We start from the raw sequence: 17696 nt of genomic DNA on the forward strand, positions 1-17696 counted from the left end.
TAAGTGTATCCTTAGCCTATATCTATCATGTAATAAGAAACAATCTCTAGGTTATCGCAACTAAACATATTAACCTCGAATGCCTTTGCTTTCTCTTGCAACAAGTTAACCTCTTTACTGCCGAAATTTTTTCTTTGCTTAAATTTTTTGCTTTGCTAAGCGAACTATACTGGCAAAGTTGGCATAACGGTCCCATTAATAGAATCTAGTCAGTTATATCAATACAGGAGAAATCCAGTATTATTTGAGTTGTTCATATAATTTAACCTTAAATCACACTGATAGTAATATAGTGACTATCAGTGTTAAAATTTCAGCTCAGTAGAAATCCCCACCATACGAGGCTGTTGATAAGTTGTATACCCACCATCAATAATTTTAGTTTTTTTGTCAGAGTTAAATGCATTTTCGGTATAGAGCTTTATATTGCCATGTTTGAAGTTATAGGTTATATACGCGTTTGCCTGTGAGTATCCGTCAGTTTTTGAATCTTTACTATTCGATACGGATGAGTAATAAGAGTCGGTGTAATTTAAGTTAGCTCCGATTTCAAAGCCCGCAGGTAATGTATAATAACTACCTATATTGAATGTATAACCGGGAGAACGGCTGAGTTTATTATTTTTATAATTTGGATTCCCTGAAAATTCTTTAATTTTAGTTTTCAGCAACCCTACGCCTGCTAAAAGATTTAAATCATTTGTTGCTTGCCAATTAAGATTAAACTCTACACCATAAGTCACTGCTTTATCGGCATTATCAATTACTGGGCTACCAAAAATATTATAATAAGGAAGCTGTAAATTTTTATAGTCATTATAAAATAGATTGGTACTAACTTTTAGGCGATTGTTTGGTGAAATCCAACGATGATACAACTCATAACTCGACACATATTCAGTATCGTATTCATATGTTGCAAAAGGTGGAATAAATGAGATTCCTGCACCTCCTGGGTTATAACCTCGTGCTACCTTGACACCTATGCGATGAGCATCGTTAAAAAGATAGGCTACGTCAAGTTTAGGCAGGAATTCCTTTTCTTTACTTTTGTAGTTCACAACAAAGAGTTTTCCTCCGTTACGTTTATGATCCTCTTGTTCATAGCGAGCAGACATATTTACTTCAATATATTCTAGAGGGTTAAACGTTACTTCGCCATATATCGCTTTAGTTTCAGTTTTATCGTGATAATTGTTTTTCTTAATTAATAACACCGATTCATCTTGAGGTGAGTTGTAGTAAAACAAACCGACTAAACCGCGATAATCTCCAGAATTGAATCTCAATATTGGCTCAACCTGAACTTCATGACCTTCAACCCGAGCTGGCCCTCCGGATGAAAGCGCATAACGATCCTGTATATAGTTTGAATAAATAACTTTATTCTCAAATTCTAAAGCATCATTTATTTGATAACCAATATCCCAAATATTACTCGCTGACCGTACTTGAAATACTGCCCGGTAAGTTTCAGACTTATTACGTGGCTTGAACTCGCCCTGTGGCGCTCGTGAGTCAATATGGGAAAACGTATAGCGACTATAAAAATCGGGGAGTGTTGATGGTAACCAATAAAGCTTTGCTCTCACTGTAGTTGCTTCAAATTTACGCGAGTTACCTGCCGGATAATAATCAGCAAGATGTTCAGATGACTGTCGCTCTTGTCGATCCATACTCAGGCGTAATAATAATTCATCTTTAAGTACAGGCCCGGAAAGCATCGCTGCGTACTGGCGACGGTTTTGATTACCGTAATCAAACTTTACTGCACTTTCGTATTCATTGACTGGGTCGTTACTTTGCATAACCACCGATCCGGCAATAGCATTACGCCCCTGCGCATAGCTTTGCGGACCGCGATACACTTCAATCTGCTTCATATCCCATAATGATTTATTACCGTAAGCCAATTCGTTATAGTTTGAGGTACGGCCATCGATTGAAACGTTAAAGCGAGGGCGCGCACCGGTAAAGAATGCCATAGAACCAGGCGAGTTCGAACCTTCAATACCGCGGATTGTGGGTAATTCGTTTCCCAGTCCTGTATCTATGATATTAGGTGTTTCCTTTAATACCTGATTTAAAGAGTACAGATCTGGACGACGCTCTAGTTCTTTATTGGTAATAATGTTAACACTTGAACCGGTTTCAACCTCGCTGCGGTCAACTCTTTCGCCGACGACAATGATTATATCATCAGGTTGTTGTGTTTCTGTCTTATTGCTGATCTCATTTGCCATACTAACCGCGCTATAGCCACTAATCATGCACAAACTAAATAAACTTAATTTAGACTTCAAACTTTTCATGTACAAATCCTATTGTTATTATGTTATTCACATATTGCGGCATATTAATGACCAGCTAGTATCAAATCCAAAATTTTAATTTCTGGTTTATTAGTTTGTTCGTTTTATTTAATAAAACAGGACAACCTTATATTCCAATCATTCGAAAATAAGTGTGAAACTCTTGTTGAAGTATGTTAATCAATTCTAAATTATCACCAACTTCCCAAATAGCATTCTCAACGGTTTGATGTGTCGCTTTCTATTCAATAATATTTTGTTAAATAGCCATTTTTTACTTTTTTTAAAATTTTATTTATCTGTATACAGATAAAATTGATCATTAATGATATTGATAACCATTATCAATTATGATCTTTTATCATATTGCAAACTTATTGTCAAACCCATCAAACATTTGTTTTTTAATCATTCAAAATTAACTTAATTTATTGATATTAAATAAATTAATGGGAACAACATTTGTATTAAGAAATTTTTTCAAACAATATGCTTAACCTTTATTACCAAAGGTAAATAAGATGTTTTTTTGTGCAAATTTGGATGATTAATTGGAATATTAAATATTTTGATTTTGATCACTTATTTACATATTTAGTTGTCATCTTCAAATCTATTTACGCAAACGTTTATCATGAGGCTGGCATATCAGGGGTCAGTAATCAAATATAGCTATAGATACTAAATAATTTATAAGAATCACCTTGTAACAGAGAATGATTAACAACTAATTTAGAATAACGATATAAATGCTAAATAACATATAGTGACAAAGTTAAGAATATTAGACATGAGAGATAATTTTTTGTTATTTAAATGATAGTTTCAAATGATGCGATTATTCAACCTAACATTTCGCAATATCATGCTTATAAGCACAAAATTTCAGAAAATAGCAGCAAAATATTTCATATATAAATCAATTAATTAAATAAAAAAACAGTGAAATTAGCAAAAAAAAGACCTGATTCGGTTATTTTTGCCCAATATGGGGAGTCCTTTCCTAGCAAAACATTTACATTATAAATGATAATTATTCTTATTTAAACATATCAATGCTGCTAACTAAGTAGCACGTTAAATAATCAATTTATTAATGAAACAAAAATATACCCCTATTGCTTGTTTGGGTTATGGCTGAATTTAGGAAAAAAGTATGAGATACAAATTAGTTTTCACCAATAAAATAACGAATAAAGCTTTACTTTATTCTAACAAAAGCATTATTAATTCACCGTGGTTAATGGCCGGTATTTTCTGTTTATCGTTCAACACAATGGCAGATACAGTTGAAAAAAAAGACGATAGTGATCAAGTAGAACAATTAATAGTTACCGCTAGGCATGTTAAAGAGTCTGCCAAGGATATTCCGTTTACGGTTAATATTGTTGACGATAAAAAACTGGTTGACCGACGGGAAACAAATTTAGAAAAAGCTTTAAACGATACCGTTGGCGTGCAAGTAATTAGTAATATGGGAGCGGCGAAATCGATACGGATGCGTGGCGTAGGTTCGGTATTACCAATGAGTGGCGATGACAGTTCGGTTAGTATTAATGTCGATGGGATGCCTCAATCAAAAAGTAATACGACCTTAAATTTACTTGATGTTCAGCGTGTCGAAGTACTAAAAGGCCCTCAAGGTACATTATTTGGCCGAAATAGCGAGGCAGGTGCAATCAACGTTATTTCGAAAAAACCAACTCGCTATTTTGAATCAGCTTTTAGAACCGAATTTGGACAAGACCATCAAATATTAACGGAAGGTGTCATCAGTGGTCCTTTAACCCAGCAGTTAAGTGGCCGTTTTGCTGTCCGTTATGATGAAGCAGATAGCATTCTAGAAAATGTTAATGACCATAAACCGGTGAGTATTCTTAGAAATAAAATCGCTAGAGGCACATTATTATGGGAAGCTTCCGAACTCACTTCTATCTCATTTATTACCGAAATAGAAGAGGCTATGGGTATGGACGATATGTATATGATGCGTCCATACGGTCACCATCCAAAAATTAACATTCCTAATAGCAGCGATAAGAATGATAAAAATATTTATCGTTTCAATTTTAAAGTGGAACATGAGTTGGATAATAGCTTATTGAGTTCTATTACCGGTTATTCGTATAGTAAAAATGACAAAAGATCACCAATTTATGAAGGTAGGTTGTACCACCATTTGAGCGGTATGTCACCACCATCTAATTGGTCTTATTTAACCAAAGAAAATCTTTTCAATCAAGAATTTAGAGTTTCATCTAAACCTGAAGCACCAATATTTTGGGTAGCAGGTATAAACTACTATACCAATGATCGTCATAGAAATACTTATGATGTTATGGATGTGTTTTATCCAAGTAATGCATTGAATGCTAACATTAGAAGACAATTTGAAACAGATAATGTCGGTGTGTTCGGTGAAGTCACCTACCCTGTTACAGAAAAACTCAAATTAACAGCCGGTCTTCGTCAATCTTACGAAAAGAAGAATTATCATGCAAAATGGCTAGCTAACTCAATTTATGCTGAAAATAATAAAAATAAACCAACCTTGGCTTTTGATAAGCAAAAAATAACCGATAATTTTACCACTGGCCGACTAGGTTTGAACTTTTTACTTAATGATTATGCAACCTTGTATGGTCTTTATTCACGAGGATATAAAACTGGTGGTTTTAATGATGAAGGTACGGATTTCGCTACTTTAGGTCATTCGGATCAAGCTTATAAATCAGCGTATGTAAACGCTTATGAAATTGGATTAAAGACTGAAAATAATACTGTAGGATTAAACACGGCATTATTTTATAACGATACTAAACGTGAACATTTAATGGCTTATAATCCAGCAACATTTGTATCTGTGGTTGAAAATTATGATATCCGAAGTTATGGTGTAGAGCTAGATGGTTTTTGGAAAGCACCTGGAAACTTAGACTTTACCGGCGGCATAGGTTACACTAATGCAAAAATAGTCGGTACGCCTAACAAAAGTTTAGCTCATGTAAAAAAACATAACGAAGTGCCGGATACATCGCATTGGAATGCTAACTTAACCATTCTACACTCTATACCACTTAATTTAGCTTCAGGAATATCATTAGAAACCCAAATCACCGATCGTTATATTGGTTCTCGCCAAGCTGATGTGCAAAATAAATTTGGCTTAAAAGCTTATAACAAACTTGACGCTCGTATTGCCGTTAAAACTGAAAATGCTGAATTTTATGTATGGTGTGATAATCTATTAAATAAATCTTATGATTTATGGGGATATCATATTCCGGCGCTGTCTCATGATGGTCCAGATGCAACAATTGGATCACCTGGTAGAGGCCGAACGTTAGGTGTTGGATTTATTTATAACTATTAACAATAATTTATTTGAAGAGAATAGACTTTAAATAAGTTAGATAATAGCTTAACCATAAACAATGTCGTCACTATTCAAGAAGATTAGAAGAATATTGGCGGCGTATCTCTTTAGGTAATACCCCAAACTGTTTTCTAAATGCTGAACTAAAATGACTAATATTGCTATAACCCATCATAATTGCCGTTTCAGTAACACTATATTCGGTTAATAACTGTTTAGCTTTATACATCCGTTCTGTCAAAAAATAAGCATAAATACTTTTCCCAAAAATCTGCTTGAAACCTTTTTTTAACTTGCTATGATTAAGACCAACCTGCTTAGCTAACCAATCAATGGTTGGTGGATTGGTTAAATCACTGATTAAATAGTCACGTGCATCATTAAATTGTTTATACTCCCATTGGGTAAACTCTTGATGCCCTAAATGATTATCAAAAGATTTGAAGTACCAATTTAAGTATTTTAATACATGGGCATAGACTAATAATCGATTTGATTGGTCCGTGTTTTGCATCAAGTAAAATAGCTCGCGAGCACAAGATAATACATTGCTATTTTGATGAATGGGATGATGATGAAGGAAAAAATTCACTTTCTTATCCAAATTAGAAAATTGAAAATCCATTTCGCCGAGTAAAACATCCAATAATTCAGGCATTATCATAACTTCAACGTTACAAAAATCTTTAGAGTGCTGAAGATGAAATGTCTCACCATCAGCAAAGCCGAAAGTCAAATCCCCTTTATGGGTAACAAGCTTCCTATCTTTAACTTGCATACTCAATTTACCTTGTAACTGACAATTAAAACATAAACATTTATCACTACTAGGAAATGCTTTACTGATATCGATGGCATTTAGATCATCGGCACTATTCACACATACCGCTAAACCATGTTGTAACTCAATGAATGAACTGTTCTTTTTATTATTGGGTAATTTATCCAAATGCATATATCCTCCAAACAAATAAACGATAACAAATATCATTTGCGTTTACAACAAAATAAAGCTACCATTTATCTGCTAATATCCTTTGGAGCATAGAATTTATAATATATTTATTATAGAAGCTTATAAAACACCCCATGGACGATAAAACCATCTCCGCAGATAAACAAAAAAACTATTTTTTATTTATTATTGCGCAACTCTATATCATACAAGGTATACCCGTCGGATTAGCTTTTGACGCCTACCCTATCCTATTACGTGATTCAGGTGTTTCATTAGCTGTAATAGCAATGATTCCGCTAGCTGGTTTACCATGGGTCGTTAAATTTTTATGGGCGCCAATAGTTGAAAATCACTGGATAGATAAAATTGGCTATCGGAAAAGCTGGTTACTGCCAATGCAATGTTTATTAGCAATACTTATAACCATCATCGCCTTCACCCCTTTTACAGCAGAAACGACCACTTATCTTCTTCTAGTTATTATTTTATCCTGTATCGTTTCTGCAACACTCGATATTGCAACTGATGGACTGGCAGCTGATTTATCGCAAAACAATACGATTAGCCAGATAAATAGTATTCAAGTGATGGGCAATATTACTGGTATGCTTATCGGTGGAGCTGGTGTAACCGTTTGTTATGATTATTTAGGAAAAACCTATAGTATCTTATTGTTAGTTGTGATTATTTTTGTATCGATTCTACAACTCACTATATGGACAGAGCCCAATTTAGGCCACAATTCACGATCCAATTCACGCGCAAGAATCAACAATTTTTTTAAACGAAAAAATGCTTACCATATGCTATTGCTTGCGATCATGATACCTTTTGCTGGTTCGGTAATTTTAACCACAACTAAATTTATTTTACTGGATCATGGGTTCTCTGTGAGTGATGTTGGTATCTATACCGGTATTGGTGGGTATTTAACTATGCTTTTAGGTTGTGCCATTGCAGCCTATTTATTAAAAACTAAACACCCTTATCAGACGCTTAAATTTGGTTTTTCTTTATTATTTTTCCTAATTCTGTTTTGGTGTTTACTTTACTATATGCCTGATTATATTAATCCTATGACGACTACCATTATGATGACTATTTTAGGTATTGGTATAGGAACGATTAATGTTAGTATTTATACCATCACGATGATTTTTGCCAAGCAAGGAAAACAAACCGCTACAGATTATGCTATTTTTCAGAGCAGCTTATTATTCTCTGAAATAATTGGTTCCTCTATTTCAATGACAATTGCAGATTATTTTAATTATTTAATTGCCTTTTTATTGGCTCTAATAAGTATTATTGTTATTAACCTAATGATTAGAAATAAATAATAGTGTTCAGTGTTTGATTACTTTATTTTGTGGATGCGTGAAATACTAGCAATAAATGAAAATAAGGCAATAAAACTGGCACAACTAAAAGCATAAAAAACAAATCGTTTAAAATCTATTCCTTTATCACCTTCTAATGAAATTATTATTACCATAACAATAGCAGCACCAATTGACTGACCAGTTGTTCTGGCTGTAGACAACATTCCTGAGGTAATAACAGTTCGATTATGTTTAACATTAATAAACATTTCTCTATTATTTGGCGGAATAAACAGACCGTAGCCAACTCCACAAATAGCGACTCGCCATAGTATATTAATTGTAGATACAGTTTCAGATAAAAAAGCTAATGAACTTAACCCTAAACAAAAAAGCATTGCACCAATTGAAGATATTTTAGTTGGATTAAAACGATTAGAAAGTATTCCAGCTAGTGGTGCACAGCAGGCTACAGCTATAGGCCATGGAGTAAACATAAATGCGGATTCAAGTACTGAGTAACCATAAGTATGTTGTAATATAAATGGTAAACTGACCAATGCTATCCCTTGAGCGATAAAAATTAGAATTGAAGAAATTACAGCAAAACTGTATATCCTCGAATGAAATATATCTAAAGGCAATAATGGATATTTTGCATGATGTTGAGCTTTAATGAATATGATAAATAAAATTATCGCAACAAAAATACAAGATATAAGGGTTTTATTATCCCAATGTCCTATTTGATCAACCGCAATTACAGTTAACCCTAATGCAGTTGCCGAGCTTATAGCGCCTAACCAATCAAATCCTTTTTCTTTTTCGCTATCTTTGCCTAAAAAAACAAAAGAAAGTGTTATAGCGAGGATACCTAGCGGAATGTTGATATAAAAGAGCCAAGGCCAAGTTAAATATGAAATAATAAAGCCTCCCAATGCAGGGCCAATGGCGGTACCTACTGCAAAGACCATTGCATTTAATCCTAATATTGTTCCTAACATATTTGCCGGTAAAATAGTTCGATACAAACCTAACCCAACACTTATCATCATTGCATAACTTATTCCTTGCACCATTCGCATAACAACAAGAATTGAGAAATTGGGCGAAAGACCACAACCCAGAGAAGAGAGCGTAAACAGCAACATGCCTAATTTAAAAAAAAGTTTTTCTCCAACCCTTGAAGATAATGATGCACAAATTAGCATAGTTGCAGCACTAGCGATCTGATAACTATTAACAATCCAAATACTTGATGACACCTCAATATCTAATACATTAACAATAGAAGGTAATGCAATATTCACAATTGAACCATCTAATGCCGACATCCCGACGCCGATTAAAATTGCTGCTGTAGCAAAATAACGTCTTGAACTACCAAATTCTTGTGTATGGTTGTTTATCATATTAATTTATCTTTTTAATAAGTATTTATATTGAATTGCCGTATTATCACTAGCCTATTTGGATACACAACATTAACAAACGATATGCGTTGTTTAAAAGATCTAAAATCATGTTCAGTCATTTGATTGTGTAACCATTTTGCTATAAAGTAATTAAATGAATTTATTGCTAAAAATTATATTTATTACAATACAAGAAAACCAATGAATAAAACCGAATACCTTATCGAAAAGATAGATGCCTTAATCATATCCTCTTTTATATAATTGATTCGGTAATAGTGTTGGCTCTAAACTGATAATGCAGTACATATAAGTTTGACTACAATATGGTTCATAATTCGAGCATTGTTATTTAAATATAATTATTTGAAAATTATTCACAAATCCAAAAAATATCTATTAGTCCCTATATCAAATTGATTTATAACATAAGGTGTTAAATGAAAATAAGTGAACTTCAAGCGTTCGTAACAGTTGTAGAAACAGGTAATATAACCTTAGCTGCTGAGCGTTTGAATCGTGTCCAATCGAGTATTTCTCATAGAATACAAAGTCTTGAAAACAATCTTGATACCCTTTTGTTGGATAGAAAAACTGGAGGATGCATTCCAACTAAACAAGGATTAATATTGTATGAATATGCACTCAAAATTTTAAAGTTAGCGGACGATTGCAAAAAAAATATAGCCAATACCAAAGAAAATTATGCAAATATAAATGTTGGAATAATTGAATGCCTACCACCTTATATCATTACGTCCTTAATTAATTTAGGGCAAGAACTCGGATTAAATATTAATATTACCATCGGCAATACTCTGAGTTTACTCAATGCTTATGATAAAAATGAATTTGATGTTGTAATTATTGGTTCTGGCTTTTCAAACGAAAAACATACAACTAAAATACTACTTGCATCTGAACTCGTTATAGCAACAGATAAAAGTCACCCAACAATTACCAATATTGCTAATCTTGATGGCAAAACTTTTTTGGTCAGTAGTAAACAATGCGCAACATCAAAACGAAACTTCGAAATGTTATTTTCTGCCAGTAATATTAAACCAGAACGAGTAATTGAATGTGGATCTTATCCTGTACTTTTTTCAAATATAGCATTAGGAAAAGGAATCGCATTAGTATTACGTTGTTCAATTAGTAATGAGATAAAAAACAAAATTAAACTACATAAGCTAGACAAACAATTTAATGAGTTCAAAATCGAATTGGTCCATCACACAAACTATTCTTATTTTGACATCAACAAATTGATTAATATGATTACTTCAGTTTTTCAAGATCCTCGATTAAGCTATATAGGCTATTGATAATAACTTTTATTTAAGAAATATGATAAAGATATAACTTGCAATGGATATGAATTTATAAAATAACGCTAATTCACATTACAGTTAATATAAAAATACTTAACCTATTAATTCAATGAAAAAATCATTTTGATAAATAACCATACTTAATCAATCATCTATAACTATTTCATATCCTGTTCGATTTTTTTTGATATAACCGAAACCTTTGGATCCAAAATGCATACCACCAACAAGCATATTATCGCGACAAACCATTTTTAGCACTTGGGAACGTGTTTCTGTTGCTAATTTCGGATCATAATCAAAAGCAATAGAGACATTTGGTTTTAATAATTGAATATATGGGAAATGGACAATATCCCCCCAAATTAATAAACTTTGCTTACTACCAACAATTTTATAACCCGTATGTCCTGGTGTATGGCCTGGTAGAGGAATAGCAAATATATTAGGAAATACCTGATTTTTATTAATGAAACTCAATCTATCTTGATACTGTTTGCAAACATTGCGAGCTAAAATAATATTATTTTTTACACGTTCTGAAGCAGCTATAAAAGATTTTTCATCTTGCAAATAATTATACTCATCTTCACTAATCAATAAATTAGCATTTCGAAAAACAACTTCTCCATTTGAAGTAAGCAAACCGCCAATATGATCTGGATGAGCATGAGTTAATAGGATAGCATCGATATCTGTAGCTTTAAGACCTAGCTTAGTTAAATTATTAACTAATTCTCCTCCCCAACCTTTTACTCCACCAGCACCAGCATCAATTAGAATATTCATTCCTTGTTTTTGAACTAAAAATGTATTGATATGCACGGCATTTAGTTTTTTTTGATGAGCATTTCGTTGGATTCTTTCACACTCTGCAAAATCAATATTTGCCAGTAAATCAAAGTTAGCATCCAAATAACCATCACTAATTGCTGTAACTAAAATATTTCCTAGTTCTTTGTTTGAAAATTCGTTATTCATAGTTAGTAACCTTTAATTTTTAGCAAATATATAGTCGACGTCATACATAAAACAACGAATTCTGGCTTTAACAGCCATTTTTTCTTCAATTAATAAATCAACCTGATGTATATAGGTTTTCATCACCTCTTCATTACGAAAAACTTCTTTTCTTAATTTGGCTTCAAAATAGATCGGTCTTCCATAACCAATATTACTTGTTAAATAAGCTATGTGTATATTATCATCTTTGGCTTTCAACACTTTTTGGGTTAACTGTTTTAAACAAATTGAAAATTCAGAAAAAGCTTCATTTTCAATCTTATGATTTTCTGAAGTATAAATTGTAATACTTGGCATTTGATTCTCTCCATTATCAACTTAACTGAATTTATTAACCTAACCAGATAAGTACTATCATCTTTTAAAGCGTAGCAATATTATTAAAAGATTATATATTTTATGCTAATGGATAATTTCGATGTCCTCATCGAAATGGTTAATAGACAAATTAGATTAGAGCAAGATTTTTATTTATAAATGGGCAAAGAACTGGAGGCTAACAATTTTAGTATAGAATTAAACATTTCTTTTTAGACTAAAGTATCTTGTTAATGAAAAAGGACGCTTCACCATTGACATGGGTAATAAATGACTTAGCGATTTTTTGGGTTTATCAAATAACGCTAAGGTCCAACCACCTTCGATCAGAAAATCAAAAGAAAGCCTATTTTCTGAAACAATCACTAAATCACTGAAAAAACCTGTATAATACATTTGATATATCATCGCTTTATCAATTATTCGATTTTGTTGTAAATCGAATAAATAAATAGCTAAAATTTCTTCAAATGGACAATCAAAAGTAACAAATAACAAAATATTATTTTCAGCTGTTAATAGAGCTGCGTCTAAGCAAGTTCCATCTATATGAACTTTACTGTCATGGCCATCAATAATGATTGTATTGTTATGGATTTGTATATTGGTTAATTTTTTAATCATAAAGCAGCTACTTTTATTTGCCCCTAACTAACGTTAGTTCAACATTTATAAAAAAAGAATAAGGCAGATAATAAAGCTAAATATATATTTAATATCATAATAATATAAGTAAGATAAGTAAGATAATCTGTTTTATATTATTTTATAGAAACATCATTATAAACCATTGATTATAATGCTAACAATGGATTATCTCTGATTTAGTAATGAGCAATAGATCATAAATTTAAGTTTTATTAGAAAAAGTATTTCATCATCTGCTTTTGCAGAAATTATTAATACATAATTTTTTAAAGAGGTAAATAAAATTGGCTAAAGTAAATACTTCACTGTTAAAAAGACGATTAGATATTGCCGAAATAGTTAGAAAACAAGGTGAAGTTAAAGTTGATGAATTATCTGAATTATTAAATGTATCGGGTGTCACAATACGACAAGATTTAAATTATTTAGAACAACAAGGTTATCTTAAGCGATCCTTCGGCGGAGCTATATATTTACAGCCAAAAGATAATTTTGATAAATCTCATCTCGACTCAAACAATGAAGCCAATAACTCTTACTCAGATATTAGTTTGATTATGCGATGTTTATCATTCATTAATGATGGTGATACTGTATGTTTACTAAATGGTAGGATAACCACTAAACTCATACCATATTTATATAATAAGAAAAATCTCACTTTGCTTGTAAATGATTTAAGTTTTGCTATGTTAGCAAAAGATTATATTCAAGGAGAAATAGTATTAATTGGAGGAGTATTTAACCAAAAATATACCAACTTTGATAAAAAAGATGTGCAAACGATTTTAACTAAATATGAATTATCTACTGTTATATTTGAAATAGAGGCAATCAACATCGATGATGAAATTGCCATATCTAATGGTCAATTGATGGAAGGATATCAATTATTATTAAACAACGCTAATTGTCGCATCGCACTTCTACCCAGTCGAATTGAAGAAAATGATACTTTTGGATTCGCTTCACTTCAACAAATTGATGTAATCATTCTTTCTAACTCAACAATGGCAGAATATCATCAGCAGATAACTAATTGTTCATTTAAACAATCTAGTGTCAATAAAGATAGCGTTATCTATCAAAACTCAATGAAAAAATAAAATTAATTTAGAATTCCTGCAACTAAATATGATATCAGTCATGCTTATTTGGCTAGCTGAACGTTATTAGTATTTAGGTAATTTATTTCAATAATATATTTACTAAAAATATCATTAATACAAGGAGTTTATTGTTGATTTTCTTAGAAACAGTAATACCTTGAATACTTTGATATCAACTATTATTTAGTTAGATTTTTTTATTTGGTATTGTAAGCTAATTTTAGTTAAGATTCGCCCTAAAATTAGTGACAACGTCACTTAAATAAACAGAAATTTTGGTAGCTACTTTCAATATTATTGATTGCTGAAGGCGTAAAACAATATATAAAAATTATTGATTATTATTAATATAATATACTGTTTTCTATTGAAAAGTTAATTAAAAAGCCCCTTATTAGGGGCTTAATCATGATTGAAATCAACTATTTTTGTAGGAATTTTTCAATTTGCTCTAATGTTGACGTACCTTGCATTGGTCCTTGTTTTGTCACCGCCAATGCACCGCAAGCATTAGCATAAGTTAAGGCTTTTTTGGCTGTAAAACCTTTATGAATTAAAGCAACATATGCGCCACCAAAGCAATCCCCGGCTCCAGTCGGATCTATTTCGGTAACTAAATGAGGTTGCACATCAAAAGATTCACTTGCTGAATAATAACTCGCTCCCTTATCACCTTTTTTTATAACAATAGACGATATACCATTATTTAAAAAATAATCGATTGCTTGTTTCTCATTATCCGTATCGGCTAATAATGTGACTTCACTTTCACTTGGTAGGTAAATATCGGTTTGTTGTAATATTGCTAACAGCGCATCTTTCACGCCAGGCAGATTTAACATTTCCTTGCGGATATTAGGATCAAAGGAAATGATACCCTTATTTTGTTTAACTATAGCTATAGCTTTTTTAGCGGTATCAAGAATTTGTTTAGAAAACAATGAAGACCCCATTATATGAAGATGATCACAATCTTCTAAAATCTTTTGACTTACCATGTCTTCATTAATCAGAGCACAAGCAGCATTTTTTATATTAAAAATAAAATCCCGACTACCATCCTCATGATAAGTTACAAATGCGCTTCCCGTAGTTTGGTCATCCATAACTTTAATATGAGAGATATCAACACCATCATCAGCCAGTTTTTTTATATTTAACTCACCAAAGCCATCATTACCAACACAACTTATCATCGCTGCTGGTTCATCTAATTTCGCCACTTGATCGATAAAAATTGCTGGAGCGCCACTGGCAAATGGGCCCTTCCATAGTCCATCATGAGTAAATAATTGCCCTTTTTGGTTAGCCATAATTTCGACAACAATTTCACCTAGTGTAAATATTTTTTTCATATTAATTCAACTCCATTTAAACTCTGTTTTTCTTATTACGAACATCAATATATACAGCTAATAGAATGACTAATCCTTTAACAACTAGTTGATAAAAATAAGGAATGTTCATTAAGTTCATACCGTTATTAATAACACCGATGATTAGAGCGCCTATCATTGTTCCAATAATTGTGCCGTGACCACCATTTAAGCTTGTTCCACCTAAAACAGCTGAAGCAATAGCATCTAATTCATAACCTTGTGCGGTACTTGGTTGACCTGAATAGAGTCTTGATGCTAACAATAATCCACTAATTCCTGCCATTAATGCAGTTATCATGAAAACTTGTATTTTTAATTTTTTAACATTAATTCCAGAATAAACAGCGGCTTCTTTGTTGCCACCAGTGATATAAATTTTTCTGCCAAATGTCGTTTTAGATAAGATAAAATGATTGACTAATAACAATATTAATAGCACCCATATTGGATTAGGAATTGAAAAAATATCACCATTACCTAATTCAAGAAATACATCATCCATAATCATCTCGGGTTTACCATCGGTAATGATATAAGCAATTCCGCGGAAAATCCCCATGGTTGCCACAGTAACAATAAACGATGGAATACCAGCAAGAGCCGTTAAACTACCATTTATAAAACCAACAACAATTGAAAGTAGCAAGGCTATAGATATAGCAAGATAAAATGGTAATCCCCAAAGTAAAGCAAGTGCCGCTAATGTACCTGTTAACGCTATAGTTGAACCAACTGATAAATCGATATCACCAAGTAACAATACATATGTCATACCAAATGCAGTAATCGCAATAATTGATACTTGCAAGACGATATTCATAATGTTGGTACTCGTTAAAAAGTTACTATTCATAAATGAAAACAGAATGAATAAAGCAATTAGCCCGATAACAATTCCCCCATATTGACGGAATACTTTAAAAAAAGATTCTTTAAAATTACTATTATTCATCGAGGTATTTTCTTTAGTATTCATGCAGATGCTCCTGTTGCTATATTCATTACTTCTGGTTGAGTTAACCCTTCAGTATTAAATTCCTTTACAATTTTTTTATTACGCATAACAAATAGACGATCACTGATAGACATCACCTCGGGTAGTTCTGATGAGATCATAATGATTGCAGTACCTTTTGATGATAGTTCTCTTATTAATTTATAAATTTCCAATTTGGCACCAATATCTATTCCCCGAGTTGGTTCGTCTAAAATCAAAATTTTAGGTGGCTTCACTAACCATTTGGCAATAACGATTTTTTGTTGGTTACCACCACTTAAACTACCGGTTACTTGGAATGGATTATTGGTTTTAATAGCCATCTTTTTTATATATTTAGTCGAATTTAATAATTCTTTTCTATTATTGATGATAAAAGATGGCTCATATTGAAAGGCAATATGATTAATATTTGAATGAACATCATGCATCAAAACCAAGCCTTCTTCTTTACGATTTTCGGTAACGAAAGCAAGGCCATGTTCAATGGCTTGAGTTGGTGAATTAATATTGACTTTTTTACCTGAAATAAAAATCTCACCTTGGTATTTAGTTACCCCAAACAACGCTTTCATCACTTCTGACCTACCGGCACCAACTAAACCAAAAAAGCCAACTACTTCACCAGAATGCACCTTAAAGCTAATATTTTTGAATTCTCTAGAATGATCTAAATTTCTAACTTCTAATAAAGGTGGATCATCCTGAATTTGATGTGGTAATTTTGGTGGATAAATATTTTGTACTTCACGGCCAACCATTTCAGCAATCAACTCATCGATGGTGGTTTCGTTTTTTTGATGGGTGGCAATATACTCGCCATCACGCATAACAGAAATATCATCAGAAATACGCATGATCTCATCCATCCGGTGCGAAATATATATAATGGCAACACCTTTCTGTTTAAGCTTCTCTATTATATTGAAGAGTAGTTCTGCTTCATTATCACTTAATGATGAAGTCGGTTCATCCATGATTAATACTTTCGCGTCATAACTAAGTGCTTTTGCAATTTCAACCAATTGCCGTTGCGCCATAGACATGGTTCCAACAATTTGTGCTGGATTCAATTTGATACCATACTCAGCAAACAATGCATTACAATTTTTAATCATTTGATTATCAGAGATAATGCCGTATTTATTTGGTTCATTATTGGCATAAATATTCTGAGCAATCGTTAGGTTATTACTTAAACTCAATTCTTGGAAAACAATAGCAATCCCTATCTTTCTTGATTCTGTTGGATTCTTTATAGTAATAACATTGCCTTGATAAGTAATTGTTCCACTACTTGGCGGATAAATTCCGGCGAGAATTTTCATTAATGTAGACTTTCCTGCGCCATTTTCGCCCAATAGCGTATGAACTCTACCTTGGTAGATATCTAAACTAACATTTTTCAAAGCTTGAATCGGACCAAAATTTTTGGCAATAGAATCCACAGATAAAATGATATTATTCATTAGTTGATTCCTTGTGGAAGGGATAGATATTACCCT

13 protein-coding genes are annotated in these 17696 nt (G+C 32.3%); 4 read left to right on the forward strand and 9 right to left on the reverse strand.

The window, feature by feature from the left end:
• Positions 1-305: 305 nt before the first annotated feature.
• Positions 306-2312: a TonB-dependent receptor gene (locus H3U97_RS03800; protein ID WP_198198202.1), complete on the reverse strand. Its 2007-nt coding sequence runs from the start codon at positions 2310-2312 to the stop codon at positions 306-308.
• 1156 nt (positions 2313-3468) lie between these two features.
• Here H3U97_RS03800 and H3U97_RS03805 point away from each other — a divergent pair.
• Positions 3469-5685 carry a TonB-dependent receptor gene (locus tag H3U97_RS03805; protein ID WP_198198204.1) on the forward strand — a complete coding sequence of 739 codons (2217 nt, stop codon included), beginning with the start codon at positions 3469-3471 and terminating at the stop codon, positions 5683-5685.
• Positions 5686-5755: 70 nt separating this feature from the next.
• On the opposite strand, the gene H3U97_RS03810 is transcribed toward H3U97_RS03805, so the two are convergent.
• Positions 5756-6643 carry an AraC family transcriptional regulator gene (locus H3U97_RS03810; protein ID WP_198198206.1) on the reverse strand — a complete coding sequence of 296 codons (888 nt, stop codon included), beginning with the start codon at positions 6641-6643 and terminating at the stop codon, positions 5756-5758.
• A 134-nt stretch (positions 6644-6777) separates the two neighbouring features.
• Between H3U97_RS03810 and H3U97_RS03815 the strand changes: the two genes are divergently transcribed.
• Positions 6778-7986: an MFS transporter gene (locus H3U97_RS03815; protein WP_198198208.1), complete on the forward strand. Its 1209-nt coding sequence runs from the start codon at positions 6778-6780 to the stop codon at positions 7984-7986.
• A 17-nt stretch (positions 7987-8003) separates the two neighbouring features.
• Here the strand turns inward: H3U97_RS03815 and H3U97_RS03820 are convergent, their stop codons facing one another.
• Positions 8004-9380, reverse strand: a complete 1377-nt coding sequence (locus H3U97_RS03820; RefSeq protein WP_198198210.1) for an MFS transporter — start codon at positions 9378-9380, stop codon at positions 8004-8006.
• 443 nt (positions 9381-9823) lie between these two features.
• Here H3U97_RS03820 and H3U97_RS03825 point away from each other — a divergent pair, with 443 nt between their 5' ends.
• Positions 9824-10711, forward strand: a complete 888-nt coding sequence (locus H3U97_RS03825; protein WP_198198212.1) for a LysR family transcriptional regulator — start codon at positions 9824-9826, stop codon at positions 10709-10711.
• Positions 10712-10861: 150 nt separating this feature from the next.
• Here the strand turns inward: H3U97_RS03825 and H3U97_RS03830 are convergent, their stop codons facing one another.
• The 3 genes from H3U97_RS03830 to H3U97_RS03840 all read right to left on the reverse strand — a co-directional run bounded on the left by H3U97_RS03830 (position 10862) and on the right by H3U97_RS03840 (position 12682).
• Complete coding sequence (locus tag H3U97_RS03830) at positions 10862-11698, reverse strand: MBL fold metallo-hydrolase (RefSeq protein ID WP_198198214.1); 837 nt, start codon at positions 11696-11698, stop codon at positions 10862-10864.
• Between the two features lie 12 nt (positions 11699-11710).
• A complete protein-coding gene (locus tag H3U97_RS03835; protein ID WP_198198216.1) occupies positions 11711-12037 on the reverse strand; it encodes a hypothetical protein in 327 nt (108 codons plus the stop codon).
• A 219-nt stretch (positions 12038-12256) separates the two neighbouring features.
• Positions 12257-12682: a hypothetical protein gene (locus tag H3U97_RS03840; RefSeq protein ID WP_065578791.1), complete on the reverse strand. Its 426-nt coding sequence runs from the start codon at positions 12680-12682 to the stop codon at positions 12257-12259.
• A 308-nt stretch (positions 12683-12990) separates the two neighbouring features.
• On the opposite strand from H3U97_RS03840, the gene H3U97_RS03845 reads away from it, so the two are divergent.
• Positions 12991-13812 (forward strand): DeoR/GlpR family DNA-binding transcription regulator, encoded by an 822-nt coding sequence (locus H3U97_RS03845; protein ID WP_198198218.1) that lies wholly within the window; start codon positions 12991-12993, stop codon positions 13810-13812.
• A 425-nt stretch (positions 13813-14237) separates the two neighbouring features.
• Here H3U97_RS03845 and H3U97_RS03850 read toward each other — a convergent pair whose 3' ends face one another.
• Genes H3U97_RS03850 through H3U97_RS03860 form a run of 3 tightly spaced genes read right to left on the reverse strand, consistent with a single transcriptional unit; the run spans position 14238 to position 17660 of the window.
• Positions 14238-15170: a sugar kinase gene (locus H3U97_RS03850; RefSeq protein ID WP_065578793.1), complete on the reverse strand. Its 933-nt coding sequence runs from the start codon at positions 15168-15170 to the stop codon at positions 14238-14240.
• A gap of 16 nt (positions 15171-15186) precedes the next feature.
• Positions 15187-16170 (reverse strand): ABC transporter permease, encoded by a 984-nt coding sequence (locus H3U97_RS03855; protein ID WP_198198220.1) that lies wholly within the window; start codon positions 16168-16170, stop codon positions 15187-15189.
• A complete protein-coding gene (locus H3U97_RS03860; protein ID WP_065578794.1) occupies positions 16167-17660 on the reverse strand; it encodes a sugar ABC transporter ATP-binding protein in 1494 nt (497 codons plus the stop codon). Before H3U97_RS03860 ends, H3U97_RS03855 begins: the two co-directional genes overlap by 4 nt.
• Positions 17661-17696: the final 36 nt, after the last annotated feature.

This window comes from Gilliamella sp. W8128 (genome assembly GCF_016100545.1).
Lineage (GTDB): Bacteria > Pseudomonadota > Gammaproteobacteria > Enterobacterales > Orbaceae > Gilliamella > Gilliamella apis.

Coding starts and splice junctions, on each gene's coding strand:
- H3U97_RS03850 (WP_065578793.1), bottom strand. CDS start 15,170: ATGAAAAAAATATTTACACTAGGTGAAATTGTTGTCGAAATTATGGCT.
- H3U97_RS03855 (WP_198198220.1), bottom strand. CDS start 16,170: ATGAATACTAAAGAAAATACCTCGATGAATAATAGTAATTTTAAAGAA.
- H3U97_RS03830 (WP_198198214.1), bottom strand. CDS start 11,698: ATGAATAACGAATTTTCAAACAAAGAACTAGGAAATATTTTAGTTACA.
- H3U97_RS03840 (WP_065578791.1), bottom strand. CDS start 12,682: ATGATTAAAAAATTAACCAATATACAAATCCATAACAATACAATCATT.
- H3U97_RS03810 (WP_198198206.1), bottom strand. CDS start 6,643: ATGCATTTGGATAAATTACCCAATAATAAAAAGAACAGTTCATTCATT.
- H3U97_RS03835 (WP_198198216.1), bottom strand. CDS start 12,037: ATGCCAAGTATTACAATTTATACTTCAGAAAATCATAAGATTGAAAAT.
- H3U97_RS03815 (WP_198198208.1), top strand. CDS start 6,778: ATGGACGATAAAACCATCTCCGCAGATAAACAAAAAAACTATTTTTTA.
- H3U97_RS03805 (WP_198198204.1), top strand. CDS start 3,469: ATGAGATACAAATTAGTTTTCACCAATAAAATAACGAATAAAGCTTTA.
- H3U97_RS03860 (WP_065578794.1), bottom strand. CDS start 17,660: ATGAATAATATCATTTTATCTGTGGATTCTATTGCCAAAAATTTTGGT.
- H3U97_RS03800 (WP_198198202.1), bottom strand. CDS start 2,312: ATGAAAAGTTTGAAGTCTAAATTAAGTTTATTTAGTTTGTGCATGATT.
- H3U97_RS03825 (WP_198198212.1), top strand. CDS start 9,824: ATGAAAATAAGTGAACTTCAAGCGTTCGTAACAGTTGTAGAAACAGGT.
- H3U97_RS03820 (WP_198198210.1), bottom strand. CDS start 9,380: ATGATAAACAACCATACACAAGAATTTGGTAGTTCAAGACGTTATTTT.